The organism is Burkholderia sp. 9775_39 (assembly GCF_015712225.1).
In the GTDB taxonomy this organism is placed as follows: domain Bacteria; phylum Pseudomonadota; class Gammaproteobacteria; order Burkholderiales; family Burkholderiaceae; genus Burkholderia; species Burkholderia cenocepacia.
In genome coordinates this window covers 314,030-340,220 of record NZ_JACCQC010000001.1, presented here as the reverse complement: position 1 = coordinate 340,220, position 26,191 = coordinate 314,030, and the positions used below count along the sequence as shown (strand labels likewise).

Genomic DNA, 26,191 nt, shown 5'->3' with positions numbered 1-26,191 from the left:
CATCGGCCGGCCCCGCGTTTTCCACATTGGTGGAAACGCTAATACGTGCGTGTCGATTTCATTCGGAATCCATCACGCGAGCGCTACGTCGTCGCCGTGCCCGGTTCGCGCCGGTAGTAGATGTCCCATTCCGCTTCGCCGGTTCGCACGAAGCCATGCCGTTCGTAGAAGCGGTTCGAGTCGCTGCCGCGCAGCGCGCCGACGTGAACGGGCATCCGGTGTTCGTCGGCTTCGGCCAAAATCTCGCGCAGCACGGCGGCGCCGATGCCCTTCCCCTGATGCGCGGGCACGATGTACAGATGGTCGAGCAACCAGTGATCCGCCCTCGGGCGAAGCGTGTAGAACCCCGCACGCGAATGGTCGACTTCGACGAAACGGCATCGCGCCGGATCGAACGACGCGAGAAACCGTTCGCGCGCACGCTGCGGATCGAAACGGCCGATGCGCTCGAGGCTGTCGCGCATCGCGGCGATGCGGATCGCGACGAGCGCTTCGGCGTCGGCGTGCGTGACGGGGACGAAGATCAGGGGCATGGAGCTGGCGCGATTGACGCGATGCGTGGGACAGTGTCTGATGTGCCGCTACCGACGATGCAGCGTTGCCTGACCTTACCCGATAAAGGATCGCGCGCAAAGCGAGCGGTCATGCAGCAACCGCTCGCCTCGCTCTGAACGAACTTCCCGAACAAACCGGCCTTTTGTTTTGTCCGGATAAGCGCCCGGCAAACGAGCCGACGAGATCGGCTCGAGGAATAAAAAACGCTGGCCAGTGAACTGGCCAGCAAATTGGTTCTGGCGATCCGAGGTTGGTGCGTGCCAGAACCACATGCATTAGACGGCCTGCGCGTACAGACGGACGGGCTCGTCAGACGACCGCGTCCCGAGAATCGGAGCGGTCCCGGACCGCGCCCGCGCAACAATCTGTGATCGCAGTTCAGGCCAGGCTGGCAGAGGCGATCAGGTCTGCCCGCGCGCCCGGAAACGCGAAGACATCGTCGCGATTCGGCACTTCCCACGTTGCGATCGTCGCCGCCGTCGGAAGATAGTCGGGATCAGCCGACGCGACCCCGACCCACACGCCTTGCGACACCTGTTTGCCATGGAGATAAAACTGCAGCTCCCGGCCACCGCGTTCGCAAGTACACCTGATTCTCCCCACCGATTGGCCCAAGCCTCTGATCCGTGCGACCTGGTTGCGATCCAGTTCGAACATGGCACTCATCACCCCGTCGCAATCGCCGATGCCGAGCATGTTGCTGTCATCGGTGAATGTCCACGACGGATGCGGCGTGCCTAAGCGCAGCATGAAAAAATCTGCGGACGCTGAACCAACCATCATCTTTCTCCAGCAAAAAAAATACGTCGTCCTACCCACTGAAACTCGCCAAGAACGCACGCTCGTCCAGTCCTGTTCTCGTCGCGGCGCCTGGATGCCCGAGCGGGCGCACCCCAATGCGTGACAGTCGCCGGGCGCGACATTGAAAAACGCCCGCCGCCCGTCGCTTCCGAAGCGCCTACACGCTTGCCTGACGCGTCACGGTTTCCGCGGCCATGTCGTCTGAACCGGAAAGCCTCACCGCGACAGCGGCCGCCGTCGTGCTCCCGTACACGTTGAGCGCGGTTCTCCCCATGTCGAAAAAGGCGTCGACGCCCAACAGCAGCAGCACCGCATCGGCCGGCAACCCGATCGACGTGAGGACGATGGTGATGGCGACGATCGCCCCGGACGGCACATTGGCCGCTCCGTCGATGGTGATGATCGTCAGGATCAAGATCGTGATCACCAGCGGCCAGGACCAGGCCAGGTGGTACGCGTCGGCCAGATAGCCGACCGCAAGGGCCGTATAGAGCACGGCGCCGTCGCGATTGAAAATATAGGCGAGCGGCAAAATCGTGGACGCGACGCCGTACGGCACACCCAGTTCAACCAGCTTCTTCAGGTGCAACGGGTAGGTAATTTCGGACGAACGCGTCGTGAAACCGAGGATCAGCGGTTCCTTCACCTTCCTGAGAACGGCGACCGGCGACTGACCGGCAATGCGAATGACGATCGTGAGTACGACGGCCAGCACCGCCATGCCGAGATAGGCCACGCCCAGCAGTTCGATGAGCGAGTGCGCGCCGGTAAAGCCCTTGGCCGCCAGCAGTTGCGCGATCGCGGCGAAGATCGCGAGCGGCGACCATGCGATCACCCACTGGACCATCTTGAACAGCCCCGACAGCAGCGCCTCGAAAACGGCGATCGCAGGCTCCGCACGCTCCGGTGCAGCCGCCAATGCCGCGCCGAAAATGACGCCGAAAACGAGCACCGGCAGAGAATTCCCCGCGGCGAGCGCCGCAACGATGTTCGCGGGAATCAGGTCAACGAGAAACTTCGTCCAGTCGATGCTGGACGCGAGCGCTGCCGGCATCGATCCCGACTGTGCCATGCTCGCACCGAGCCCCGGTCGAAATGCGAAGTTGAGCAGCAGGCCGAGCGACGCAGCCAGGCCGGTCATCAACACGAAGAAGGCGATACTGGACAGCGCGACCTTTCCAAGCCGCTCGCGAAGCTTGCCCGCGCGAAAGACACCGACCGTGACCGACAGGAAGATCAACGGCATCACGACCATCTTGATCGCGTGGCCGAACATCGTGCTCAAGAAGCCCAGCTTCGCGGCAAAGCCCGGTGCAAGCACGCCGCAAGCGGCGCCCAGGACAAGTCCGCCAAGCATTTGCATCGGGAGGGAAAGCCCTTTATTTTTCGTGTTCATGCCGCGCCTTTAGCAGTTTTATCCGTGCCGGCGTACCGTCAACGATGTGGTTCCACATGTGCTGACGCGCCAGCTCGCCGTTGTTCGCTTCGATTGCCTGAAAGATGTGCAGATGCTCGATCGTGCCGCGCCGGACGGTTTCGGCGTCGCCACGCGGGAGTTCGTTCAAGGCGAGCGTCTGGGCCCGCAACAAACCATACGCCGACGAGATTCGAACGTTCCGTGCGGCAGCGAACAGCTCTTGATGAAACACCCAGCCGATACGTTGCTCGAGCATGATGTCCGCGACGTCCCGGTCGATCAGTTCCCGCATCTTCCCCGCCGCCTCGCAAAGACCCGGCGTGACGCCCGATCTCGCGGCAAGAAACGCCGCGGTACTCTCCAGCGCCAGCCGCATTTCAAAAATTTCGCGGAGATCGCTCGTCGTGGGCGAGGCAACATAGGTTCCACTCTTTTCGATGACGACGACCAGCCCTTCGGATTCGAGCAAATGCAATGCGCTGCGCACCGGCATTTGGCCGAAACCCAGTTCGTCGGACAGGCCGCGGTGAGATACTTTCTGTCCAGGCGCAAGGCGGCCGTCAAAGATCCTCGATCGGATCTCGTCGTAGGCAAGCTCTGCATCTGTCGAGACTTTCGACGTCATCTGTGATCGCAGTTAGCGTATGATTGGAAAAGAAGTGGCGGATAGGAAATTACCCTTACCGGCAATATCCGGCAACTGCTAATTTTGCGAGTGGGTATACCGAAAGAGAACTGCAAGAAAATCTGCGTCACGAAAAGAGCCGATAATTATATGATTTCACAAGATGTGCGCTTTACCATCTGTGCCGTCCGTGCGGAAGAAACCTATCCCCTCAGGGCCGCCATCCTGATGGCGGGAGATGAGGAAGGAAGTGCTTTACACGGCGATCTCGCCCCCACGACCACGCATTTTGCCGTTCGCGATAACGATACGATCGTTGCCGTGGCATCGGTGTGTAAAGAAGCACAATCCGGCGTTTCGAACGCCGGGGCCTGGCGCCTGCGCGGCATGGCCGTCCATCCGTCGGTACGCGGGCTGGGGTTCGGACGCCTGCTGGTCAATCTCTCCCTTCGCCATGTACGCGAACAGCATGGCACGCTGCTGTGGTGCACGGCCCGCGAGTCGGCGTATCGATTCTACGAAATGCTCGGCTTTAATCGCGATCCGGTGCCGATTTCAATGCAGGGCCGCGATGACATGAAATTCTATCTAATGCAGCGCGAGATCGAATGCTGAGTTTCGTCTGCGACTGGCGTTCGGTCGCAATCGCAACCTGTAAGGTACTGGTAGCTGATCCGAAAACAGTGCGACACACGAAAGCTCACGCGCGACTAACGCGCAACATTCAATAATCTCCTTCTCCGTTTCGATTATCGCAATCGACGCGCAAATGGACCGGTTACCGAGCACCACGCTTGGTGACCGATTTTCCGCGATGGCTTTCGGCTTCTCGAACGGACCTCATTCGACCGGCGCCGCGTAATCAGCGAGATCTGCCGACCGGTACTTTCCGCCCCCGATTGTCGCCCGTCGCGGCCGACCCTTTCAGCCGGATATCGTCCTCCGCCACATAGCGCGCATTCGCTTGCCCTTGTCGAGATCATCGGCATGATGGCGCGGACGTCGACAGCACGTCGCCCTGATGGCAGTTTCTATAAGGGAAACTCCGTAAGGCGCGAGGTCATCAAACGAGATTAACTTATATCAAACTAATTTTGACGGGAATTTATGTTCCTGATATGGTTTTTCCACCTGCAAAGTGCGACCACGTTGCAGGGGCGTGGCGCGCGCCGCGGCAGCACGGCTGAAGCGACAACGTAGCAAGGCAGCAGCTCTCGTTCACGTCGTGGCACCACGATCGTTCCAATCGAGCGGGTGCCGGATCGCTCGGGCAATACGGCGTTCTCCACACAAGATTGTAAGGATCACGAAATGAGTGAATCTGGTCCGCCGCTCTGGCGAATACGACGCTGACCGTCGCGACCGAAACGATGCGCAAGCCGTGCGCGTCACCTGCATTCGAATACAACAAAGCCGTTTCAACCCATCCCGAAACCCACTCCTGACAGTGAAATGCAGATGAAAAACAAGAAAATCAACATCAGCGTTATCGCGGTTGCCGCCTTCGCAGCATCGTCGGCAGCAATGGCGCAGTCGTCGGTCACCCTGTATGGCATGCTCGATGCGGGCATCGGCTATACGTCGAACGTCAACGGTCACAGCCGGTTCGGCCTCGATGGCGGCGCCGCCGGTTCGAACAAGTGGGGCCTCAGGGGGCAAGAGGATCTCGGGGGCGGTCTCCAGGCGGTATTCAAGATCGAGAATGGTTTCAACATCGGCACCGGCGGCATCGGCGGCCAAGGGCCGATCGGCACCACGCGTTCGCTGTTCAACCGCCAGGCTTACGTCGGCCTCGCGTCCGAACAGTACGGCGCACTGCGCATGGGGCGCCAGCTCGACGCCGTGACGGAGATGGTTCAGGCCCTGACGGGCGACGTCATTTCGGCATCGACCTTCTCGACCCCGGGCGACGTCGACAACAACGACAACACGACGAACCAGAACAATGCCGTGAAGTACATTTCGCCGATCATCCACGGCTTCCAGGCTGAAGGCGCGTACTCGTTCGGCGGCGTGGCCGGCGCAACGGGTTCGGGTCAATCGTGGTCGGCGGCCGCGACCTACGCTCAAGGCGGCCTGACGGTCGCCGGCGGCTACTTTCGTGCGGTCAACCAGGGCGAGAACGGCTGGTTGAACGCAACGGCACAACCGAGTTTCGGGGGTGCGCTCGGCTATCCGAGTTCGGGCTACAACGGCGGCAATGCGTTCAAGAGCGCGGGCATCGCGCAAATCGCCGCGCAATACCAGGTAGGGCCGTACACGGCCGGCCTGCGCTACTCGAACGCCCAGTACCACGGCAACGATGGCCAGCCGTCGATCCACTTCAACGTGCTGGGTGCGCTGCTGCAGTACCGGGTCACGCCGGCGCTGTCGCTGGCGACCGGCTACACGTATGTGTACGGTTCCGCGGCCACGCCCAAGCAAGCGGCCGAAGGTCGCACGATGGCTTCGATCAACCAGGTGTCGCTGGGTGCCACGTACTCGCTGTCGAAGAGTACCGCGCTGTACGCGATGGGGGCCTACGTTCACGCGAAGGGCGCGCAGGCGTCGGCTGCCGACTTTGGCAACACCTCGTCGGGCGGCAACCAAGTGCAGGTCAACATCGGCATGTTCCACGGCTTTTGATCGCCGATTCGCCGGTCCGGACGAGTGGGCGCACGACGCCGGCGACGAAGGCTCCGCCAGTTTCGTCGGCCCCTTGCCGCCCGCTCTGACCGGCGAGCCTAGCCACCCTCCTGGCTCGCCATGCCTTCCATCCATTCCTCGAACGCGGACACCGCCGCCTCGTCGGCGCGATCGGCGTTCGTCACCAGCATGTAGTCGTCGGCACGCCATACGGGCGCTGCGATGGGACACACGAGGCGCCCCTCGGCGAGATCGCGCCCGATCAGCGGCAGCGACGCCAGCGCGACGCCGAGCCCCTCGATGGCCGCGCCGAGCTGAAGATTCACGTGATCGAATTCGACATGGCGCGCCGCCCGCAGATCGGCAGCCCCCGCTTCCTTCAACCAGTGCGACCACGCGGAGCGCGTCGTGGCCGAATGCAGCAGGGTGTGATGACGCAGGTCGGCCACGCTCTGTATCGGATGCTGACGCAGCAAGGCCGGATTGCAGGCCGGCACGCGCAGGTCGGGCATCAACGGGCGCGATACGACGCCCGCGCCTTGCTCGGGACCGGAACGCACGCCGATATCGAAAGCGTCGGCGACATAGCGCAGCTTGCGCGAGGTCGTCGACACCCTGACGTCGATGTCGGGATACCGCGCATGAAAATCGGCGAGCCGCGGCAGCAGCCAGCAAAGCGCGAAGCTCATCGGCACATTCACGCGCACGACCCCCGATATCCGCTGCGTGAACGTGTTGTGGCGCAGCCGCACCACCGCGGTGCCGAGGCGCTCGAACGCGTGGCTGACGTCGTTCAGCAACGCGGCCCCTTCGTCGGTCAGCACGACACCGCGCGGACGCCGGTCGAACAACGGCAGGCCGAACCAGTCCTCCAGCAACCGGATCTGCTTGCCGACGGCCCAGTGGGTGACATGCAGTTCCGCCGCGGCCCCCGCGAAGCTGCCGTGCCGCGCGACCGCATCGAACGCGCGCAGCGCATTGAGCGGAGGCAACTCCCCGCGGTGCGTCGCAGCATCCCGGCTCTCGTTCATGACGTGACTTTTTCTCTCCATTGACGCGATTTTAGCTCAATTGAAATGGCTGTCCCGTCAGCCATAAAATTCACCCATCGAGCCTGAAAACGATACCGCGCGCGGCTTCCATGACCCGCTCGCACGGAGCGAACGACGATGCGCCTGCCGGTTTTTTCCCCACCCGTCATGTCGGAAACCGCGCCATCCCGACGGCGCGTGCTATGGCTATCCTGCATTGCACACGCGATGCACGATGGCTATACGGACATGATCTATGCGTTGCTACCCGTGTGGCAGTCGGAATTCGGGCTCGACTTTGCGGCGCTGGCGATCCTGCGCGGCATCTACGCCGGCACGATGGCGACGCTGCAGTTGTCTGCCGGGCGGCTTGCCCAGCGTCTGGGCAGCCGCACGACCCTCGCACTCGGTACGTTGCTCGCCGCGCTCGGCTATGCGATCGCGGGCCTGTCGGGCGGCCTGCTCGGATTGGGCGTGGCGCTGGCGATTTCGGGCGGCGGATCGAGCACGCAGCATCCGATCGCGTCGGGCGCCGTGTCGCGCCTCTACGGGCGCGACGCGCGGGGCCCGCTGAGCATCTACAACTTTTCCGGCGATCTGGGGAAATCCGCGCTGCCGGCCGCCATTTCGCTGCTCGTGACCCTGATGCCGTGGCGCCACGCGCTATGGATCGTCGCCGGACTGGGCTGCGTCGTGGCTGCCGTCATCGCGTTGTGGTTTCCCGCCGTGCCACGCGGCGCCGCCGCGAAGACGACAGCCAAGGTACGAGCATCCACTCAACGCAGCGGCACTGGAGCAAGCGGATTCGCCGCGCTGTTTTCCATCGGCGTGCTCGATACGGCCGTACGCATGGGACTCCTCACCTTCCTGCCTTTCCTGCTCAACGCAAAGGGTGTCTCCCCTCAGCTGCTGGGAACGGCTCTTGCACTCGTTTTCATCGGCGGCGCGGCCGGCAAGTTCATGTGCGGCTGGCTCGGCGCGCGCATGGGTATGGTCAGTACGGTGCTGTTCACGGAGGGCGGTACGGCGGCGTGCATCGTCGCGGTGATGTATCTCCCGCTGGCGCCGACCATGGTGCTGCTGCCGATTCTGGGCATGATGCTGAACGGCACCTCGTCGGTGCTGTACGGCACCGTTCCGGAGATGTCCGCGCCCGAGCACACCGAGCGCGCATTCGCGATTTTCTATACGGGAACGATCGCATCGGGCGCGATATCGCCCGTGCTCTACGGTTTTCTGGGCGACAGGATCGGTGTGCACGGCGCCACGTATGCAACCGCGTTGACCGCCGTCGCGATTTTCCCGCTCGCGCTCGCACTGCGCCCGCATCTGGCAAACGACTCGACAGGACGAACACCATGACGACATCCCCCCACCCGCGCGTCGCCCTCGTCGGTCCGGGCGCGATCGGAACGACGGTCGCCGCCGCCCTTCACGAAGCCGGCCGCACGCCGGTGATCTGCGGCCGCTCGGCGCACGCGCAGTTGACGTTGCGCTTCGATGGCGGCGAGATCGTCGTGCCCGCGCCCGTACTGACCGATCCGCACGCGATCAACGAACGGGTCGATCTTGTCTTCGTCGCGGTCAAGGCGACGCAGGTGGCGAGCGCCGCACCCTGGATCTCCGCGCTATGCGATGCGAATACCGTCGTCTGCGTGCTGCAAAACGGCGTCGAGCAAAAGACCGCGTTCGCACCGTATGCGGCCGGCGCCGCGGTGGTGCCGTCGGTCGTCTGGTTTCCGGCGCAACGCGAACCGGACGCGTCGGTGTGGCTGCGGGGCGAGCCCCGGCTCACGCTGCCCGATACGCCGGCAAGCGATGTGGTGGTGTCGGCTTTACGCGGCACGCGCTGCTCGCCCGAGGTCGCCGAGGATTTCATCTCGCTCGCGTGGCGAAAGCTTTTGCAGAATGCCGTGGCGGGACTCATGGTGCTGACCGGCCGCCGCGCCGGCATGTTCTCGCGCAGCGACATCACGGCCCTGGCGCTCGCCTACCTGCGGGAATGTCTCGAGGTCGCGCGTGCGGAGGGCGCGAAGCTGGGCGATGACGTGCCGCAGGAAATCGTCGATGGATTCCATGGCTTTCCACCCGATCTGGGTACGTCGATTCTTGCCGACCGACAGGGCAACCGCCCCCTCGAGTGGGACTGCCGGAATGGCGTCGTGCAGCGGTACGGACGCACCCACGGCATTCCGACGCCGATCAGCGATCTGGTCGTGCCGCTGCTCGCGGCAGCGAGCGACGGGCCGGGTTGATCGCGCATCAACCGCTATCCAGCCTGACCGGCACGAATCGTCGTCGCCGACGCCTCCCGTGAGGAACACCACAGCGGCCCGTCAACCCGCCGCGCCCGGCTTGCTGCGATGGAGGCGGCGTCATTGCTCGTCGAGCTACCCCAAGTAGGGCTTGATGTTCGTCAGCGCGCGTGAAACGTACTCGTCCTTCTCCCCGACCGGCGCGACGTAGTGCAGCGCGCTGCGCGCGGCGTCCTCGCCTTCCAGGCGCGCGATGAGCCACGCGGCCAGATACTGCGAAGCAAAGCAGCCACCCGCCGTGGCGACGTTGCCTCGAGCGAAGAATGGCTGATCCAGGACGTCGACGCCCGCCTCGAGCACCCACGGTTTGGTCGTGAGATCGGTGCAGGCCGGGATGTTGCCGAGCAAGCCGAGCTTCGCCAGGACCAACGTGCCCGAACATTGCGCGCCGATGAGCTGCCGGGCAGGGTCGAACTCGAGCTGCGCCATCAGTGCCGCGTCATTGACGACCTGGCGGGTTTGCATACCGCTGCCGATGAGGACGGCATCGGCCGTGCAAGCGTCCGCCAACGTCGACTGCGCGTGCACGGTCACCCCGTTCATCGAGGTGACGGCAGGCTCCGGACAAGAAAGGGTTACCCGCCAGCCCGGCTTCCTGATTCGATTGAGCACGCCGAGCGCAATGAGGGAGTCGAGCTCGTTGAAGCCCTGGAAGGTCACGATCGCGATATGCATGGGACACCCTGTATCCAGTCAGTCGACGCATCTTGCCAGATTGCCGCCGCGAACGGCCCTGCTTTGCCGACAACTCAGTGTTACAGCCGGCCGGCTTGCCCTGATGGTCGACTTCATCCCGATACATCCCGGGCGGGCACACTCGGGCCGCCCGGGCAATTTCTCGCCGCTCCATGAGTCCCCGTGCCCCTGGCGATACAAACATACGACGAAAGAACGTGCGGCCATGCCGTACGACGTAATTGCCCGCCGCCACCCGGCCCGGGCCATCCGAAGCGACATCAATCCCGGTAAAAATTGACCGATCGAACAAATTGTTACCGTCGGTTTCAAAGATGCCCAAATAGCCGGCTGCCGCCTCGCTATCCTTCCGTCACCCACAATAACGATCCCACTTGGGGGTGACATATGAACAACATCATCAAGAGCGCCCTGTGCGCCGCCTTCGTACCATTCGTCCTTGCAGGTTGCGGCGGCGGCGACGACGGTGGCGGCACGCAAACCGGTACGCTGCACGTCGCGATGACGGATGCGCCATCGTGCGGCTTCGACCATGTGTACGTCACCGTTTCGCAAGTCCGCGTCAACGCCAACGCGAACGCCGCCGACAACGACGGTGGCTGGTCGACCGTTTCCCTCGCGACGCCGCAGAAGATCGACCTGCTGTCGCTGACCAACGGCGTGCTCGCCGATCTCGGCCAGACCGCGCTGCCCGCCGGCCAGTATCAGCAAGTTCGGTTGGTGCTCGCGCAGAACCAGGGCAACACGCTCGCGAACTCGGTCGTCCCGACCGGCGGCACCGAACAGGCGCTCGCGACGCCGAGCGCGACGCAAAGCGGCTACAAGATCATCCAGCCGTTCACGGTTCAGCCCAATACGCTCGTCGATCTCGTGCTCGACTTCAACGCCTGCAAGTCGATCGTCCAGCGCGGCAATGGCTCGTATGCGCTGAAACCCGTCGTCACCGCGATTCCGACCGTCGTGAGCGGCGCGATCTCCGGTTACGTCGCAGCGGCCGAAGCCGGCGCGACCGTCTATGCCGAGCAAGGCGGCAAGGTCGTCCGCGGCACGGTGGCCGACAGTTCCGGCAAGTTCGTGCTGTCGCCGCTGATCCAGAGTTCGACGCAGGGCAATTACGATGTCGTGATCGTGCAGAACAACTTCGCATCGGGCATCGTCCGCTCGGTTCCGGTCGTCGTGAACACGACCACGGCGGTGTCGGCGTCGAACGCGCCGATCACGCTGCCGGCCTCGACGATGAGCACCGTCGGCGGTACGGTGACGGCGAGCGCGAACGCCTTCGTGCGTGCGCTGCAGACGATCGATGCGAACGCGTACGAGATCACGTCGATCAACGCGAACATGGACACCGGCGCCTATTCGCTGTCCGTGCCCGCTGCCGCACCGATCGTCGGCACCTACTCGGGTTCGCTGCCGGTCGCGCTGGCCGCGGCGCCGGCCGCCGCGGGTCAATATACGATCGAGGCCGACGCGGCATCGGGCGCGACCCAATCGGCAAACGTCAACGCAACGACCAGTCAGTCCAACGTCAACTTCAGTTTCTGACGCGCTGACGGCATCATCGAAAGGGCCGAAGGGCCCTTTCATCAATAACGGGAGAACGAAGTGAAAAAAGGGGTGATCGCATTGCTCGCAGCCGCGAGCATGGTGGGCGCGCTCGGCGGGTGCGTCGCCTATGTTCCTGGCCCACCGGTCGTGGTCGCGCCGCAAGGCGGGCCGGGGAATGGATTCTGTCCGCCGGGACAGGCCAAGAAAGGCAACTGTTGACGAAAAGCCCGCGCCTCGCGGGCTTTGTTTCGTCCGTCTAGCGAGCCGACCGGCGGCCACGCCGGTCGTCTGCACGCATCCCCGCTTTCCCGCTCGTCACTCCGCCATCTTCGGTGGCCACGCATGGCCTTCTGCCTGGCAATGCCGGCACCACGCATACAGCGCGTCGTACATGACGAGACCATGTTCGAGCATGTCGTGATCGTCGGAAAACATGTCCGACAGCCCGAGCGAGATGGCATAAAGCCCGCTGGACTGCGGCGTCAGATCGAGTCGCGACGTATCCGCGCCGCGAATGATGCGGGCCATGTGCTGCAACGCGCGATCGTCGGCCAGACCATATTTGTCGAGAAACGCATCGAAGCTGCATTGCTCGCCGACGTGCGTCAGCTCCACCCCGGGAATGTCGTACGGAATCGCACCGGTCTCGTCGGCGATCCGCAGCACGTCGGCCGGCGCAACGTACAGAAATTCGGGTGTCTCGTCGATGAACCGGGCAATGAGCCAGGGACACGCCACCCGGTCGATTTTCGGACGTTGTCGCGTAATCCATTGCATGGCGGCCTCCACGGTCAGTGATGCAACAGCGGATACACGATCAGGCCCAGCACGGCGGCTCCGCCCACGACCACCGGCTCCGACAGCTTCTTGAACCTGACCAGCAACACGATCGTCGCGAGCGCCACCAACGCGGTCGGCACATCGACGATCGAACGCCGGGCCAGCACGATCACCGACCCCGTGATCGCGCCGACGGCCGCGGCCGTCACGCCGTCGACGAACGCCAGAATCGCCGGCAGCCTGCCGTACTTCTTGAAGTACGGGGCCGGCAGCACCGTGAACAGATAGCACGGCAGGAACGTGCCGGCAGCCGCCACGCACGCACCGGGCAGCCCGGCCACCAGATAGCCGATGAAGCCCACCGTGATCACGACCGGGCCCGGCGTGATCATCGCGACCGCCACGGCGTCGACGAACTGCTTCTCGTTGAGCCAATGGTGCTCGGTGACGACGCCGCCATAGAGGAACGGCACGATGGCAAGCCCCGAGCCGAACACGAACGCGCCGGCCTTCGCAAAGAACGCGGCAAGTTGCGCGAGCTGCGGCCAGTCGACGATACCGAGCCACGCGCCGGTGGCAGAGACGGGCAACGCCATCGCCGCATTGACGCGCCGTTGGCGTAGCCACCTGGGCGGCGCGCGCGTGAACCAGACGAGCAGGCCCGCCGCGAGAAACAGCCACGCCACTTCCGATTCGGTGATCACCGTCACGGCGACCAGCGCGAGATAGATCGCCCACAGCAGCTTGTCGTGGCCGATGCTTTTCGCGGTCAGCTTGCGCGCGCTGATCGCGATGATGCCGATCACCGCCGCGCCGACACCGTAGAACACCGACTGCATCCACGTCAGGCCGCCGAATCGCGTGTACGCGTAGCCGAGCCCCACCACCATCAGGAACGACGGCAGCACGAACGCGATCCCGACCAGCGTCGCGCCGACGATGCGGTAGTGCACGTAGCCGAGATAGATCGCCAGTTGCGCGGCAAGCGGGCCCGGCGCGAGTTGCGCGAGCGCCAGGCCTTCCTTGTAGTCCGCGTCGGCGATCCATCGACGCGTGTCCACGAGATCGCGATGCATGTAGCCGGCGAGCGCGACCGGTCCGCCGAAACCCGTCGCGCCGAGCCACGCGAAGTACCTGATCAGTTGCCACAACGTATAAGCCGGGCGGTCGCGATGTGTGTTCATGTTCGGGCGAGCAACAAGGTCAGGGTTGGCGGTTGCCGCGGAAATGCACGTACAACGAATCGAGTACGGCGCCGATCTCCGTCAACAGCGCATCGTCGTCGGCGAGACGCTTTCGGGCACCGGCGAGAATGGCCTCGAACCCGCCGGCTTCCGGCACGGTCGCGCCGCCCACATCCAGCGCATGCACCATGGCGCCCAGCCGGACGAGTCCGTCGTTGTCGCCGAGCCCGAAGCTGGCGACCAGTACCTCGAACGACACGCGGTCGCCCACGTGCGTGAACGGCGCGCCGTCGAAATCGAAACCGAGCGCGTCGGGCGGGCAATCGGCGAGGTTGTCCAGCCACACGAAGCGTGCATGCGGATCGATGAAACGCTGAATCAGCCACGCGCTGGCGACGCGATCCACCCACAGGTGACGGCGCGTCGCCCACAGCCTGCCCTGATACTGCGCAGGGTCGCGGCGTGGAATGCCGCGCTGGGCGGCATGCGGCTCGCCGGGCGAGCGCAACGCTTCGATCGCGGCGGTGAAATCCCGCCATTGCGCATGCGCGCGCAGCGAGGTTTCACCCGGAAAGAAATCGATGCGTCGAATCGCCTCGTACGTGCGAGCGTGGCGGCGTTGCATGCGATTGAGATCGGCTGCCGCCAGTTCTGGCAGCGTCTTGCGAGCCTCCGAAAGCTCGGCGAGCCAGTCCGTGTAATCGGCCGCGCGATCGAACAGCGCCTTGTACGCGTCTTCGTCCGCGGGGTCGTCCGCACGGACATCCAGCAACCACGCCTGCCCTTCGCCGTTACGGGCCTCGTCGGCGAGGTTACGCAACTGCGCCGCCTGCTCGGCATGCGCGGGCAACAGGTAAGCGCCGTCCCGCAGTGCGCCGCAGCCGAGCGCCTTGACGGTACGCCAGATGCGCATGCGCGCGGTCGCGCCGGCAGTCGGCAGACTGACGATCAACAGGAGCCAGGAAGTCGGGACCGGATTCATGAAGGCAGCATAATGGGCCGTCACGAACACTGCAATTCAGTAGATATCGCTACAACGTTTCGTCAGCCGGAAGCCCCACTCGACGCGTGGCGCGCGCGCCGCACCTGACGACCGGATCGCCCTCGTCGCCGGACCGCAACGCGCACGCCGACCGAAACCGGATACGCAATCGCCCCCGCACGGGATCGTTACGATATCCTGCGAATCGAGCGGTTCAACGCATAGACTGAACACACATCACGGCGAACGCCCGTCACTCCATCGCACGCTTTCCCCGCCGCCGTTCCGAATGCAGCCGGGCGGCAAACGCAGGCCCATCTACGAAACCGCTCCAATGACAATCGATCCCGGCTCCATTCCTTACTATCTCGTCCTTCGGGCCGGCTGGCCACCGTATGTGCTGAATTCGGATCGTCAAGTGCTGCGCCGCCAGGCGAGTCCGCTATTGCTGGCATTCGCGCGCACGCGCGGCGCAATCGCGCATGTCGACGACAGCGCGTGGAACGTCTTCTCCGACAGCGAGGGGCTCACGGTAGTCGAACGTCGCGAGACCGGGTTCTTTTCGCTGGTCGCGGGCGACGAAACCGAACGTCAGTTGCATTTGCTGACGACGCTCTGACGTCGTCGCCGGGCGTGCCGCTGCGCACTTGCGGCCACCGAATAAATCGACCGCTCGGCAAACGATGCGCGTATGATGGGTCCATCCGCGCGATCAGCCGTCCTTTGGCCGTTCGCCCCTCCACCCGCCCGCTTGCTGCATCGCCCCGCCTTCGCGCTGCAACGTTGTCCCCTTCACCCACTGGCCCGTCCCACAACGGAAATACAGGCCGGATGTGTTCGCCCATGCGACTCGTCGTGGCCGAACGCCAGGAGTTCGTCATGAGCATGCACGTCTATCGTGGATTCGAGATTTATCCACTGATTTACCCTCACGTGGCCGCGCCGCATGGCTGCCCGCACAACTACGACGCCGGGTTCGACGCGGCAGTCAAGATTTGCCTGCGCGGCACCACCGATACGCTGACGCAGAGCCAGACCTTCAGATTGCGCGACACGTCCCCCTTCGACAACGCCGGTGACGCGCGTCGTGCGTCGGTCCGCTATGCCGAGAACATCATCGACGACAATCGCGGCAAACAGGGATTCTTCGCCAACGCGAGCTGACGCGGCTCGTCAATGCCATACACTTTTTCGGTATTTTGGAGATCGAAATGATCATCGACGAACTGCTCGGCTTGATCAGACGGCGTGAAGTCACCCGGCTCGACACCGCCGTGCCCGCCGGAATCGCCGATTCAGCGATGTGCCATCAACCGGAGCTCCACATGTTCATGGCGGTACGTGCGCTATCGATCGGAGCAGGCTATTCGGAATTCGAATCCGACGAGATAGCCAGCGCCGTCATGACACGGCTCGGCTAGCCTTCCGTTCCAACCGCTTTCCAGACAGGATCTACATGACGACAATTACGCCGAAGCTCAACGAACCGATCGATGTCGCACTGCGGCGATTCCGGCGCGACATCGAGAAAACCGGGCTGATTCGCGAGCTGCGCAGTCGCACGGGCTATGAGAAGCCCACGACGGAGCGCAAGCGAAAAAAGGCCAGCGCCGTTGCCCGACAGCGCTTGCAGACGAAGCGCCTGCTTCCGCCCCGAAAAATGTACTAGGAGCCCATCGTGTACAACATGCCGGCCGACGCGCTTCCGTTCTTCCCGTTGACGAAATGCGAAGTCGATTTCGATCGGCAGAACGACATGGTGACACTGCTGCCGAGCTTCTATGCCTTCGGGTGCGAGTACACCAGCCGCGGGTTTCTGATCGCGCGCGGCGATGCGTTCAAGCTGATTGCCGCGCTCGAGAAGGCGCTCAGCGTGCAGGGGTGAGCCGGCACCGGCACGGCAGCCCGCTCGTCGGATTGCCGGTGTCGATGTCCTGCATCATCAGGCAGTCGCCGCGCGCGAGAATCCCCAGCCCGACACGCGCCGCCGACAGAAGCGCCTCGTTGTCGTTGCCGATCATGCTGCAGCCTGCGTTGATCGCATGTTGCTCGCCGTCCGGCGTCCGCTTCCCCTGCGGATACGTGTGCAGCCCGGTGACAGGATGCAGCGACCGCCCATGAAGGCCGCGGGCCGACTCGACGTCTCGTCGTCTCCGCGCAGGCACGCCCGCACATGCGATCCACGACGTCCGGTGATAAGCTCGGCATCGACGCACCGTCGCGCGTCCGTCACCCGACCGACCCTATGCCTCCCGCGAGTCCGCTCATGCCCATCGCTCCCGCTGTCGTCTCCGCCTTCACGCCCACCGGCAAGCTCCGCGCCTCGATCAACCTCGGCAACCCGATCCTCGCGAACCGCGACCCGGCGACGGGCGAACCGTTCGGCGTCTCGATCGACCTCGCCCGCGCCTTCGCCGAGCGCCTGTCGGCCGACCTGGAACTCGTGGTGTTCGACGCCGCCGGCAAATCGGTGCAGGCGCTGACCGACGAGCGCGCCGATTTCGGCTTCTTCGCGGTCGATCCGCTGCGCGGCGAAACGGTCGCGTTCACCGCGCCGTACGTGCTGATCGAAGGCTTCTATCTCGTTCCCGACGCCTCGCCGATCCGCGCCAACGCGGACGTCGACCAGCCGCACAACCGCGTGGCCGTCGGCAACGGCAGCGCGTACGACCTGTTCCTCACCCGCGAACTGAAAGCCGCGCGGATCGTGCGCGCGCCGACGTCGCAAGCCGTCGTGTCGACGTTCGTCGAGCAGCAACTGGAGGTGGCGGCCGGCGTGAAGCAGCAGCTCGAAGCCGACGCCGCGAAAACACCCGGCCTGCGCCTGCTCGACGAGCGCTTCATGGTGATCCGGCAGGCGATGGGCGTGCCGAAGAGCCGCGGCGACGCGGCCGCGGCGGCCCTGAACGCATTCGTGGAAGACATGAAGGCGTCCGGCTTCGTCGCCGATTCGCTGCGCCGGCACGGCATCACGGGTGCATCGGTCGCGCCGGCCGGCTGATCGAAAACCGTGGGCCGCCGCGCGCAATGCGCGCATTCGCCGACCGCCGGGATCGTCCGGTGCGTGGCGCAGGCCCGCGATTTCAGCACGAGGCAGCGGGATCTCCGTGCGCATGACCGGGGCGAAACGCGCGGCGCCGGTCGTCGCAATGCGGCGGCCTTCATACAGGCGACGTGCTGCTCCGCACAAACCGGCATCGGGTTGCACCGGCGTCGGGCACGAAGCGCCACCGGTGCAATCGCCGTCGCCCGGACCGGCCATCACCCGGCGCTAGCGCAAACCCGAACCCGGTTGCACTGTTCATCGCCATTCTGGTCCTGTATCGTCCTTCCATCCCCCGATTGCGAAACCGCTGCATGGGAGGCTCACGATGCGCAAAAAGAATGCTGCAGCCGTCTGGATCCTGATCGCGATGGTGGCAGGCATCGCGATCGGCTACATGGTCTTCACGAGCTTTCCGGACAAGAAGGCCGCCGCCGAAGTCGCCGGGTACATCTCGCTCGTCTCCGACGTGTTCCTGCGCCTGATCAAGATGGTGATCGGGCCGCTCGTCTTCTCCACGCTGGTCGTCGGCATCGCGCACATGGGCGACGCGGCGTCGGTCGGACGCGTGTTCGCGAAATCGATCGCCTGGTTCATCACCGCGTCGCTGGTTTCGCTGCTGCTCGGGCTGCTGATGGCGAACCTGCTGCGGCCCGGCGACAATCTCGGCTTGCCGCTGCCGGACATCGGCGCCTCCGCGAACCTCGCGACGTCCAAGTTCACGCTGAAGGATTTCGTCGGCCACATGGTGCCGAAGTCGTTCGCCGAGGCGATGGCGAACAACGAGATCCTGCAGATCGTCGTGTTCTCGATGTTCTTCGGCGTCGCGCTCGCCGCACTCGGCGACCGCGGCAAGGTCCTCATCGCCGCGATCGACCAGCTGTCGCACGTGATGCTCAAGATCACCGGCTACGTGATGAAGCTCGCGCCGCTCGCGGTGATGGCCGCCATGGCCGCGACCGTCGCGGTCAACGGGCTGTCGGTACTGCTGAAGTTCGCGGTGTTCATGGGCGACTTCTACGTGAGCCTGTTCCTGCTCTGGGCACTGCTCGTCTGTGCGGGGCTCGTGTTCCTCGGGCCGCGCGTGTTCAAGCTGCTGGTGCTGATCAAGGAAGCGTTCATGCTGTCGTTCGCGACGGCCAGCTCCGAAGCCGCGTACCCGAAGATCCTCGACGCGCTCGACCGCTTCGGCGTGAAGCGCAAGATCTCGAGCTTCGTGATGCCGATGGGCTATTCGTTCAACCTCGACGGCTCGATGATGTACTGCACGTTCGCGTCGCTGTTCATCGCGCAGGCGTACAACATGCACCTGTCGCTCGGCACGCAGATCACGATGCTGCTGGTCCTGATGCTCACGTCGAAGGGGATGGCCGGCGTGCCGCGCGCATCGCTCGTCGTGATCGCGGCCACGCTGCACCAGTTCGGGCTTCCGGAGGCCGGGCTGCTGCTGATTCTCGGCGTCGACACGTTCCTCGACATGGGCCGCTCGGCCACCAATGCGGTGGGCAACTCGATCGCGAGCGCGGTGGTCGCGAAATGGGAAGGCCAGCTCCTGTCGGAAGCGGAAGCCGAAGCCAACGCGGCGCGCATCGAAGCGGAACAGGAAGCGACGATCGCACATCCGACGGAAGTCTGACGGAGGCCCGGCGATGAAGATGCAGCGATTCTGGCGTGCGCTCGCGCTCGCGGGCCTGCTTGCGACGGGCGCGACCGCGCGCGCGGAAGATGCGCCTTCGACGCTGCCGCGCGTCGAGCCGTTCGCGCCGGCCCAACTGACCGGCACGCTCGCGAAGGTGCGCGGCAGCGGGACGATCGCGCTCGGCTATCGCGACGCGTCGATACCGTTTTCGTACCTGAACGCGCGCAACCAGCCGATCGGCTATTCGATCGAGCTATGCAAGGCGCTCGTGTCGTCGATCGAGGATGCGATCAACCGGAGCCTGACGATCCGCTGGGTGCCGGTCACGTCCGACACCCGCATCGACGCGGTGGTCAGCGGGAAAGTCGATCTGGAATGCGGCTCCACGACCAGCAACCTCGAGCGCCAGAAACGCGTGGCGTTCTCGCCGATCATCTTCGTGGCCGGCACGAAGGTGATGGTGAAACGCGGCGCGCCGATCCGCTCGTTCCGCGACCTCGCGGGCAAGAAAGTCGCGGTGACGGCCGGTACGACCAACGAGAAGGCGCTGCGCGACCTGAACGACAAGTTCCGGCTCGGGATCCAGCTACAGGTGGTGCCGGACCATGCGCAGGGTTTCGCGCTCGTCGCGAATGGCGGCGCCGACGCGTTCGCGACGGACGACGTGCTGCTGTACGGCCTCATTGCCGAGAATGCGGGCAAGGGTGGGCAGTACGACGTGGTCGGCGACTTTCTTTCGTACGACCCGTACGGAATCATGTTCCGCAAGGACGATCCGCAACTCGCGCAGGTCGTGAAAACCACGTTCCAGGAATTGGCAGCCGACGGCGAGATCGCGCGTCAGTACAAGCGCTGGTTCCTGCGCCCGCTTCCGTCGGGCTTGAGTCTGAACCTGCCGATGAGCCCGCAACTGGAGACCATCATCGAGACGATCGGCGTCAACGGGAGTTGAGCGCGTCGACATGAACGACGAAACACGCGCGGCCCCGATGCCTCGCCAGGCACCGGGGCCGCTCACCGGACACGACGCGTTCAGCCGACCCGCGCCGCGCCCTGCTGCTCCGCTTCATCGTCTTCGCTGGCCGTTCGTGCGAGCACCGGCTTCAACGCCTGCCCCGTATGGCTCGCGCTCACCTTCGCGAGCGCTTCCGGCGGCGCCGCCGCGACGATCGTGCCGCCGCCCACGCCGCCTTCCGGCCCAAGATCGATGATCCAGTCGGCTTCCGCGATCACGTCGAGGTCGTGCTCGATCACGACGACGCTATGCCCCGCATCGACCAGCCGATGCAGCACACGGATCAGCTTCGCGACGTCGGCCATATGCAGGCCGACCGTCGGCTCGTCGAGCACGTACAGCGTATGCGGCGCCTTCTGGCCGCGCCGCGTGATGTCGTCGCGCACCTTCGTCAGCTCGGTGACGAGCTTGATGCGCTGTGCTTCGCCGCCGGACAGCGTCGGCGACGGCTGACCGAGCGTCAGATAGCCGAGCCCGACGTCCTTCATCAATTGCAACGGATGCGCGATGTTCGAGATCGGCGCGAAGAACTCCACCGCCTCGTCGATCTCCATCGTCAACACGTCGCCGATGTTCCGGCCGCGCCACGTGACGGCGAGCGTTTCCGGATTGAAGCGCTGCCCGTGGCACACGTCGCACGGCACCTTGACGTCGGGCAGGAAGCTCATGCCGATCGTGCGCACGCCTTGCCCTTCGCAGGCAGGGCAGCGCCCGTCGCCGGTATTGAACGAGAAACGCGATGCCGTATAGCCGCGTGCGCGCGCCTCGAGTGTATCGGCGAACAGCTTGCGGATCGTGTCCCATACACCGATGTAAGTCGCCGGACACGAACGCGGCGTCTTGCCGATCGGCGTCTGGTCGACTTCGAGCACGCGATCGATCTGCTCCCAGCCGCTCAGCGATTCGCAACCCTGCCACGCGTGCGTGACGTTCAGCGACGGCCGCGGTGCGCTGCGCGCCAGGACGCTCGAACGGCGATTGGTGGCCGGCGCGTCCTGCTGCGCGGCCTTGCGCGCACGCCGCGTGGCCGGCGACGACAGCACCGAGCGGCCGACCGCATCCAGCAGGTTCGTCATCAGCACGTCGCGCGCGAGCGTCGACTTGCCCGACCCGCTGACGCCCGTCACCGCGACGAGCCGCGCGAGCGGAATGCCGACCGTGACGTCGCGCAGGTTGTGCAGCCGGGCGCCATGGACGGTCAGCCACGCTTCCGGCACGGCCGCACCGCCCTTCTTGCCCGGCAGGCTCACGCTGCGGCGCGGCTGCAACGGATGCGTCATCGGCTGCGCGAGCAGGCGCCCCGTCACCGAATCGGCCTGCGCCGCGAGGTCGGCGACCGCGCCTTGCGCGACCAGCGTGCCGCCGCGCTTGCCGGCGCCCGGGCCGACGTCGATGATGTGATCCGCGCGGCGGATCGTGTCCTCGTCATGCTCGACGACGACCAGCGTATTGCCCTTGTCGCCGAGCTTGCGCAATGCGTCGAGCAGGATCTGGTTGTCGCGCGGATGCAGGCCGATCGTGGGCTCGTCGAGCACGTAGCACACGCCCTGCAGGTTGCTGCCGAGCTGCGCGGCGAGCCGGATGCGCTGCGCTTCGCCGCCCGACAGGCTCGGCGCCGCGCGATCGAGGCTCAGATAGCCGAGCCCGACCTCCTCGAGAAACGCGAGGCGGCTGCCGATCTCGCTGACGATGTCGCGCGCGATCTGCGCGTCGCGCCCGGTGAGTTCGAGCGCATCGATCCAGCGGCGCGTATCCGATACAGTCCATTGCGCGACCTCGACGATCGGATGCGCGTCGAACGTGACCGCGCGTGCGGACGGATTCAGCCGCGTGCCGTGGCAGTCCGGGCACGGCTCGTTGCCGACGCCTTCCGGTTCCTGCTCGTCCGACGGCAAGGTTTGCTCGCGGCCGCGATCGTCGCCGGCGAGCACCGTGTCGTCGTACGCGGCGCGCTGTTCGCGCGTGAGCGTGACGCCGGTGCCGACGCAGGTCGTGCACCAGCCGTGCTTGCTGTTGTACGAGAACATCCGCGGGTCGAGCTCCGGATAGCTCGTGCCGCACACCGGGCACGCGCGCTTGACAGACAGCACCTTGACCGCGCCGACCTGCGCGGTCGAATGATCGTTCCGCATCGCATCGTGCAGCCCGTCGAGCGGCGCGAGCAGGTGCATCACGCCCTTGCCGAGCTCGAGCGTCTCGTCGAGCCTGCGCCGCAACTCGGTTTCGTTGTCCGGCGACACGACGATATCGGCCACCGGCAATTCGATCGTGTGCTCGCGGAAACGGTCGAGCTTCGGCCACGGATCGACCGTGACGAACTCGCCGTCGACGCGCAGATGCGTGCTGCCGCGCGCCTTCGCCCACTTCGCGAGATCCGTATACACGCCCTTGCGGTTGACGACGAGCGGCGCGAGCAGCCCGACGTGCTCGCCGCGATGATCGCGCAGCAGTTGCGCGGCGATCGATTCGACGGATTGCGACGTGACCGGCGTGCCGTCGTGGATGCAGTGCTGCAGGCCGAGCTTCACATACAGCAGCCGCAGGAAATGCCACACCTCGGACGTGGTCGCGACCGTGCTCTTGCGCCCGCCGCGCGACAGCCGCTGCTCGATCGCGACGGTCGGCGGGATGCCGTACACCGCGTCGACCTCGGGGCGGCCGGCCGGCTGCACGATCGAGCGCGCATACGCGTTCAGCGATTCGAGGTAGCGGCGCTGGCCTTCGTGGAACAGGATGTCGAACGCGAGCGTCGACTTGCCGGAACCCGATACGCCGGTGATCACGTTGAACTTGCCGTGCGGGATGTCGACGTCGAGCGACTTCAGGTTGTGCTCGCGCGCGTTGACGATCCGCACGACGTCCTCGCCTTCGATCGCCCGGCGCGCGCGCGCCGCGTTCAGCACGGCCTGCAGCGGCACGCCTTCGTCGGCGCGCACCGCCTCGCCATCCATCTCGCGGTCGTACTGCAGCAGCGCCACGCCGGTATGCGATGCGGCGCAGGCCTTCACGTCGTCGGGCGTGCCGGCGCACAGCACGAGGCCGCCGCCGTCGCCGCCTTCCGGGCCGAGGTCGATCAGCCAGTCGGCCGCGCGGATCACGTCGAGGTTGTGCTCGATCACGATCAGCGAATGGCCGGCGGCAAGCAGCTTGCCGAACGCCTGCATCAGCTTCGCGATGTCGTCGAAGTGCAGCCCGGTGGTCGGCTCGTCGAACATGAACAGCTTCGCACGCGCGATGCGCGCTTCTTCCGTCGCGACCCGGCGCCCGTTGGCCGCCGCCGCCGATTCGGCGAGGAAGCCGGCGAGCTTCAGGCGCTGTGCTTCCCCGCCCGACAGCGTCGGCACCGGCTGGCCGAGCTTCACGTACTCGAGGCCGACGTCGACGATCGGCTGCAGCACGCGCAGCACCTCGGCGTCGGTCGCGAAGAACGCGGCTGCCTCGCTGACGGTGAGATCGAGCACGTCGGCGATGTTCAGCGCGCGGCCGTCGCGCTCGATGCGCACTTCGAGAATCTCGGCGCGGTAGCGGCTGCCGTCGCAATCCGGGCAACGCAGGTAGACGTCGCTCAGGAACTGCATTTCGATGTGTTCGAAGCCCGAGCCGCCGCAGGTCGGGCAACGGCCGTCGCCCGAGTTGAAGCTGAATGTGCCGGCGCCGTAGCCGCGCTGCAGCGCGAGCGGCGCCTTCGCGAACAGCTTGCGGATTTCGTCGAATGCGCCGACGTAGCTAGCCGGGTTCGAGCGTGTGGTCTTGCCGATCGGCGACTGGTCGACGAACACGACGTCGCCGACCTGGTCGGCGCCCGTGAGGCTGCGGTACGCGCCCGGCGACTCGGTCGCCTTGCCGTGGTGCCGCGCCATCGCCGGATACAGCACGTCCTGCAGCAGCGTGGATTTGCCGGAGCCGGACACGCCCGTCACGCACACGAGCCGCTGCAGCGGAATCTCGACCGTGACGTCGCGCAGGTTGTGTTCGGTCGCGCCTTCGAGCACGATGCGCGGCGTGTTGGCGTCGACCACGCGGCGCGCCCAGTTCGACGCATGCGCGACCTGCTTGCGGCCGCCGAGATACTCGCCCGTCAGCGTGTGCGCGGACCGGATGTCGGCCGGCGTGCCGTCATAGACGATCGTGCCGCCGCGCTCGCCCGGGCCGGGGCCCATGTCGATCAAGCGATCGGCCGCGAGCATCACCGACGGATCGTGCTCGACCACGACCAGCGTATTGCCCGCGTCGCGCAGCCGCTGCATCGCCTCGACGATCCGCGTGAGGTCGCGCGGATGCAGCCCGATGCTCGGTTCGTCGAGCACGAACAGGGTTTTCGTGAGCGACGTGCCGAGCGCCGTCGTCAGGTTGATCCGCTGCACCTCGCCGCCCGACAGCGTGCGGCTTTGCCGGTCGAGCGTCAGGTAGCCGAGCCCGACGTCGCACAGATATTTCAGGCGCGTGCGCACCTCGGCGAGCAACAGCTTCAATGCGTCGTCGAGCAGCGCGCTCGGCAGGACGATGTCGTCGAAGAAGCGCCGGATGCGCTCGATCGGCAGCAGCATCAGGTCGTGGACGGTCAGGCCAGGCAGCGCTTCGAGCTGCGCGCGGCTCCAGTCGACGCCGCGCGGCATGAAGCGGTCGGCCGGCGCGAGCACGGCGTCCGCGTTCTCTTTCGAGCCGAGCCGCCATTGCAGCGATTCCGTCTTCAGGCGCGCACCGCCGCACACGTCGCACGGCGTATAACTACGGTATTTCGACAGCAGCACGCGGATGTGCATCTTGTACGCTTTCGATTCGAGATAACCGAAGAAGCGCTTCACGCCGTACCACTGGCTTTGCCACTTGCCGTTCCAGTCCGGCGACCCGTTGACGACCCAGTCGCGCTCGGCGTCCGTCAGCTCGGACCACGCCACGTCGCGCCGGATGCCGGCCTTCGCCGCGTAGCGCATCAGGTCGTCCTGGCACTCTTTCCATGCGGGCGTCTGCATCGGCTTGATCGCGCCGCCACGCAGCGTCTTGCGCGCGTCGGGAATCACGAGGCCGAGATCGACGCCGATCACGCGGCCGAAGCCGCGGCAGGTTTCGCACGCGCCGTACGCCGAGTTGAACGAGAACAGCGCGGCTTGCGGCTCCGCATAGCGCAAGTCGCTGTCGGGATCGTGGAGCCCGGTGGAGAAGCGCCAGATCAACGGCTCGGCCGTCGCGTTTTCCGCTTCCGCCGCCAGCACGTACACGTTCACGCGGCCGCCGCCGCGCTTCAGCGACGCCTCGATCGCCTCCACCACCCGGGCCTTGTCGGCCTGCTGCACGCGAAAGCGGTCGGCCACCACGTCGAGCATCTTGCGCGGCCCGGTGGGCGACGCGACTTCGCGCTGCGCCTGCACGCGCGTGTAGCCGCTCGCCGACAGCCACTGCGCGATTTCCTCGTCGGACACCGCTTCCGGCAATTCGACCGGGAACGTGACGACGACGCGCGGATCGTCCGCCTGCGTGCGCGCGACGAGCTCCGCGTAGATCGTCTCCGGCGTGTCGTGCCGCACCTGCCGCGCGGTCTTGCGGTCGAACAGCTCGGCCGCGCGCGCGTACAGCAGCTTCAGGTGGTCGTTCAGCTCGGTCATCGTGCCGACGGTCGACCGCGAACTGCGCACCGGGTTGGTCTGGTCGATCGCGATCGCGGGCGGCACGCCGTCGACGCGCTCGACCTGCGGGCGATCCATCCGGTCGAGGAACTGCCGCGCGTACGCGCTGAAGGTTTCGACGTAGCGCCGCTGGCCTTCCGCGTACAGCGTGTCGAACACGAGACTCGACTTGCCGGAGCCCGACGGGCCGGTCACGACCGTCATTTCACCGGTGCGCAGGTCGAGATCGAGATTCTTGAGGTTGTGCTGACGTGCTCCGCGAATGCGGATCAGATTGCTGGATGACAATTTGCCTGCCCGTCTGAATGAGT

24 protein-coding genes are annotated in these 26,191 nt (G+C 65.4%); 13 read left to right on the top strand and 11 right to left on the bottom strand.

All coding sequences use genetic code 11. The features are described from left to right. Positions 1-83 precede the first annotated feature (83 nt). From H0X90_RS01485 to H0X90_RS01470, 4 genes are all read right to left on the bottom strand, one after another. Complete coding sequence (locus tag H0X90_RS01485; protein WP_059723860.1) at positions 84-533, bottom strand: GNAT family N-acetyltransferase; 450 nt, start codon at positions 531-533, stop codon at positions 84-86. A 400-nt stretch (positions 534-933) separates the two neighbouring features. Continuing rightward, positions 934-1,338: a hypothetical protein gene (locus H0X90_RS01480; RefSeq protein ID WP_006485531.1), complete on the bottom strand. Its 405-nt coding sequence runs from the start codon at positions 1,336-1,338 to the stop codon at positions 934-936. A gap of 175 nt (positions 1,339-1,513) precedes the next feature. Next, a complete protein-coding gene (locus H0X90_RS01475; RefSeq protein ID WP_006485544.1) occupies positions 1,514-2,752 on the bottom strand; it encodes a dicarboxylate/amino acid:cation symporter in 1,239 nt (412 codons plus the stop codon). Next, a complete protein-coding gene (locus H0X90_RS01470; protein WP_006485559.1) occupies positions 2,736-3,398 on the bottom strand; it encodes a GntR family transcriptional regulator in 663 nt (220 codons plus the stop codon). The genes H0X90_RS01475 and H0X90_RS01470 overlap by 17 nt, the downstream gene beginning before the upstream one ends. Positions 3,399-3,548: 150 nt before the next feature. Here H0X90_RS01470 and H0X90_RS01465 point away from each other — a divergent pair, with 150 nt between their 5' ends. Beyond that, positions 3,549-4,013, top strand: a complete 465-nt coding sequence (locus H0X90_RS01465; protein WP_034203986.1) for a GNAT family N-acetyltransferase — start codon at positions 3,549-3,551, stop codon at positions 4,011-4,013. An 843-nt stretch (positions 4,014-4,856) separates the two neighbouring features. Next, positions 4,857-6,023, top strand: coding sequence for a porin (locus H0X90_RS01460; RefSeq protein WP_034204104.1), 1,167 nt, complete (start codon positions 4,857-4,859; stop codon positions 6,021-6,023). Between the two features lie 98 nt (positions 6,024-6,121). Here H0X90_RS01460 and gcvA read toward each other — a convergent pair whose 3' ends face one another. Next, positions 6,122-7,054, bottom strand: a complete 933-nt coding sequence (gene gcvA, locus H0X90_RS01455) for a transcriptional regulator GcvA (RefSeq protein WP_006485586.1) — start codon at positions 7,052-7,054, stop codon at positions 6,122-6,124. Between the two features lie 138 nt (positions 7,055-7,192). Here gcvA and H0X90_RS01450 point away from each other — a divergent pair, with 138 nt between their 5' ends. Then, complete coding sequence (locus tag H0X90_RS01450) at positions 7,193-8,416, top strand: MFS transporter (protein ID WP_006498048.1); 1,224 nt, start codon at positions 7,193-7,195, stop codon at positions 8,414-8,416. Continuing rightward, the gene (locus H0X90_RS01445; RefSeq protein ID WP_077189514.1) at positions 8,413-9,309 is read left to right on the top strand and encodes an oxidoreductase; all 897 of its coding nucleotides are present in this window, start codon (positions 8,413-8,415) and stop codon (positions 9,307-9,309) included. The genes H0X90_RS01450 and H0X90_RS01445 overlap by 4 nt, the downstream gene beginning before the upstream one ends. Before the next feature lie 135 nt (positions 9,310-9,444). On the opposite strand, the gene H0X90_RS01440 is transcribed toward H0X90_RS01445, so the two are convergent. Then, complete coding sequence (locus tag H0X90_RS01440) at positions 9,445-10,044, bottom strand: DJ-1/PfpI family protein (RefSeq protein WP_034203983.1); 600 nt, start codon at positions 10,042-10,044, stop codon at positions 9,445-9,447. Positions 10,045-10,452: 408 nt separating this feature from the next. On the opposite strand from H0X90_RS01440, the gene H0X90_RS01435 reads away from it, so the two are divergent. Continuing rightward, the gene (locus H0X90_RS01435) at positions 10,453-11,610 is read left to right on the top strand and encodes a DUF4382 domain-containing protein (RefSeq protein WP_077189515.1); all 1,158 of its coding nucleotides are present in this window, start codon (positions 10,453-10,455) and stop codon (positions 11,608-11,610) included. Positions 11,611-11,928: 318 nt separating this feature from the next. On the opposite strand, the gene H0X90_RS01430 is transcribed toward H0X90_RS01435, so the two are convergent. The 3 genes from H0X90_RS01430 to H0X90_RS01420 are packed head-to-tail and all read right to left on the bottom strand — an operon-like array spanning position 11,929 to position 14,559. After that, entirely contained in the window at positions 11,929-12,390 is a 462-nt protein-coding gene (locus H0X90_RS01430; protein WP_006485541.1) for a chromate resistance protein ChrB domain-containing protein, read from the bottom strand. Positions 12,391-12,404: 14 nt separating this feature from the next. Beyond that, positions 12,405-13,577, bottom strand: coding sequence for a chromate transporter (locus H0X90_RS01425; RefSeq protein WP_069352188.1), 1,173 nt, complete (start codon positions 13,575-13,577; stop codon positions 12,405-12,407). A 19-nt stretch (positions 13,578-13,596) separates the two neighbouring features. Beyond that, complete coding sequence (locus tag H0X90_RS01420) at positions 13,597-14,559, bottom strand: chromate resistance protein ChrB domain-containing protein (protein WP_077189528.1); 963 nt, start codon at positions 14,557-14,559, stop codon at positions 13,597-13,599. A gap of 334 nt (positions 14,560-14,893) precedes the next feature. On the opposite strand from H0X90_RS01420, the gene H0X90_RS01415 reads away from it, so the two are divergent. From H0X90_RS01415 to H0X90_RS01395, 5 genes are all read left to right on the top strand, one after another. After that, the gene (locus H0X90_RS01415; protein ID WP_006485538.1) at positions 14,894-15,178 is read left to right on the top strand and encodes a hypothetical protein; all 285 of its coding nucleotides are present in this window, start codon (positions 14,894-14,896) and stop codon (positions 15,176-15,178) included. A gap of 260 nt (positions 15,179-15,438) precedes the next feature. Next, complete coding sequence (locus H0X90_RS01410; protein ID WP_034204103.1) at positions 15,439-15,723, top strand: hypothetical protein; 285 nt, start codon at positions 15,439-15,441, stop codon at positions 15,721-15,723. A gap of 47 nt (positions 15,724-15,770) precedes the next feature. Then, positions 15,771-15,980: a hypothetical protein gene (locus H0X90_RS01405; RefSeq protein ID WP_006485579.1), complete on the top strand. Its 210-nt coding sequence runs from the start codon at positions 15,771-15,773 to the stop codon at positions 15,978-15,980. Positions 15,981-16,015: 35 nt separating this feature from the next. Then, on the top strand, positions 16,016-16,228 hold the full coding sequence (gene rpsU / locus H0X90_RS01400; protein ID WP_048985949.1) for a 30S ribosomal protein S21: 213 nt from the start codon (positions 16,016-16,018) through the stop codon (positions 16,226-16,228). Between the two features lie 9 nt (positions 16,229-16,237). Then, on the top strand, positions 16,238-16,444 hold the full coding sequence (locus tag H0X90_RS01395) for a hypothetical protein (protein WP_077175759.1): 207 nt from the start codon (positions 16,238-16,240) through the stop codon (positions 16,442-16,444). Here the strand turns inward: H0X90_RS01395 and H0X90_RS01390 are convergent. Next, complete coding sequence (locus H0X90_RS01390; RefSeq protein ID WP_006485535.1) at positions 16,428-16,580, bottom strand: hypothetical protein; 153 nt, start codon at positions 16,578-16,580, stop codon at positions 16,428-16,430. The genes H0X90_RS01395 and H0X90_RS01390 overlap by 17 nt on opposite strands. 245 nt (positions 16,581-16,825) lie before the next feature. On the opposite strand from H0X90_RS01390, the gene H0X90_RS01385 reads away from it, so the two are divergent. The 3 genes from H0X90_RS01385 (at position 16,826) to H0X90_RS01375 (ending at position 20,193) form a co-directional block, all read left to right on the top strand. Further along, complete coding sequence (locus tag H0X90_RS01385) at positions 16,826-17,560, top strand: ABC transporter substrate-binding protein (RefSeq protein WP_077189516.1); 735 nt, start codon at positions 16,826-16,828, stop codon at positions 17,558-17,560. A 370-nt stretch (positions 17,561-17,930) separates the two neighbouring features. Beyond that, positions 17,931-19,238, top strand: coding sequence for a dicarboxylate/amino acid:cation symporter (locus tag H0X90_RS01380; protein WP_006485551.1), 1,308 nt, complete (start codon positions 17,931-17,933; stop codon positions 19,236-19,238). Between the two features lie 13 nt (positions 19,239-19,251). Then, positions 19,252-20,193, top strand: coding sequence for an amino acid ABC transporter substrate-binding protein (locus H0X90_RS01375; RefSeq protein ID WP_058903876.1), 942 nt, complete (start codon positions 19,252-19,254; stop codon positions 20,191-20,193). A gap of 80 nt (positions 20,194-20,273) precedes the next feature. Here the strand turns inward: H0X90_RS01375 and uvrA are convergent, their stop codons facing one another. After that, the gene (gene uvrA, locus H0X90_RS01370) at positions 20,274-26,168 is read right to left on the bottom strand and encodes an excinuclease ABC subunit UvrA (protein ID WP_077189517.1); all 5,895 of its coding nucleotides are present in this window, start codon (positions 26,166-26,168) and stop codon (positions 20,274-20,276) included. Positions 26,169-26,191: the final 23 nt, after the last annotated feature.

What these genes read in the sequence shown, in the direction of transcription:
- H0X90_RS01415 (WP_006485538.1), top strand. Translation starts at nt 14,894, where the DNA reads ATGACAATCGATCCCGGCTCCATTCCTTACTATCTCGTCCTTCGGGCC.
- H0X90_RS01445 (WP_077189514.1), top strand. Translation starts at nt 8,413, where the DNA reads ATGACGACATCCCCCCACCCGCGCGTCGCCCTCGTCGGTCCGGGCGCG.
- H0X90_RS01470 (WP_006485559.1), bottom strand. Translation starts at nt 3,398, where the DNA reads ATGACGTCGAAAGTCTCGACAGATGCAGAGCTTGCCTACGACGAGATC.
- H0X90_RS01410 (WP_034204103.1), top strand. Translation starts at nt 15,439, where the DNA reads ATGAGCATGCACGTCTATCGTGGATTCGAGATTTATCCACTGATTTAC.
- H0X90_RS01420 (WP_077189528.1), bottom strand. Translation starts at nt 14,559, where the DNA reads ATGAATCCGGTCCCGACTTCCTGGCTCCTGTTGATCGTCAGTCTGCCG.
- H0X90_RS01375 (WP_058903876.1), top strand. Translation starts at nt 19,252, where the DNA reads ATGAAGATGCAGCGATTCTGGCGTGCGCTCGCGCTCGCGGGCCTGCTT.
- H0X90_RS01465 (WP_034203986.1), top strand. Translation starts at nt 3,549, where the DNA reads ATGATTTCACAAGATGTGCGCTTTACCATCTGTGCCGTCCGTGCGGAA.
- H0X90_RS01450 (WP_006498048.1), top strand. Translation starts at nt 7,193, where the DNA reads ATGCGCCTGCCGGTTTTTTCCCCACCCGTCATGTCGGAAACCGCGCCA.
- H0X90_RS01380 (WP_006485551.1), top strand. Translation starts at nt 17,931, where the DNA reads ATGCGCAAAAAGAATGCTGCAGCCGTCTGGATCCTGATCGCGATGGTG.
- H0X90_RS01430 (WP_006485541.1), bottom strand. Translation starts at nt 12,390, where the DNA reads ATGCAATGGATTACGCGACAACGTCCGAAAATCGACCGGGTGGCGTGT.
- H0X90_RS01475 (WP_006485544.1), bottom strand. Translation starts at nt 2,752, where the DNA reads ATGAACACGAAAAATAAAGGGCTTTCCCTCCCGATGCAAATGCTTGGC.
- gcvA (WP_006485586.1), bottom strand. Translation starts at nt 7,054, where the DNA reads ATGAACGAGAGCCGGGATGCTGCGACGCACCGCGGGGAGTTGCCTCCG.
- H0X90_RS01435 (WP_077189515.1), top strand. Translation starts at nt 10,453, where the DNA reads ATGAACAACATCATCAAGAGCGCCCTGTGCGCCGCCTTCGTACCATTC.
- H0X90_RS01405 (WP_006485579.1), top strand. Translation starts at nt 15,771, where the DNA reads ATGATCATCGACGAACTGCTCGGCTTGATCAGACGGCGTGAAGTCACC.
- rpsU (WP_048985949.1), top strand. Translation starts at nt 16,016, where the DNA reads ATGACGACAATTACGCCGAAGCTCAACGAACCGATCGATGTCGCACTG.
- H0X90_RS01460 (WP_034204104.1), top strand. Translation starts at nt 4,857, where the DNA reads ATGAAAAACAAGAAAATCAACATCAGCGTTATCGCGGTTGCCGCCTTC.
- H0X90_RS01390 (WP_006485535.1), bottom strand. Translation starts at nt 16,580, where the DNA reads ATGATCGGCAACGACAACGAGGCGCTTCTGTCGGCGGCGCGTGTCGGG.
- H0X90_RS01480 (WP_006485531.1), bottom strand. Translation starts at nt 1,338, where the DNA reads ATGATGGTTGGTTCAGCGTCCGCAGATTTTTTCATGCTGCGCTTAGGC.
- H0X90_RS01385 (WP_077189516.1), top strand. Translation starts at nt 16,826, where the DNA reads ATGCCCATCGCTCCCGCTGTCGTCTCCGCCTTCACGCCCACCGGCAAG.
- H0X90_RS01440 (WP_034203983.1), bottom strand. Translation starts at nt 10,044, where the DNA reads ATGCATATCGCGATCGTGACCTTCCAGGGCTTCAACGAGCTCGACTCC.
- H0X90_RS01425 (WP_069352188.1), bottom strand. Translation starts at nt 13,577, where the DNA reads ATGAACACACATCGCGACCGCCCGGCTTATACGTTGTGGCAACTGATC.
- H0X90_RS01485 (WP_059723860.1), bottom strand. Translation starts at nt 533, where the DNA reads ATGCCCCTGATCTTCGTCCCCGTCACGCACGCCGACGCCGAAGCGCTC.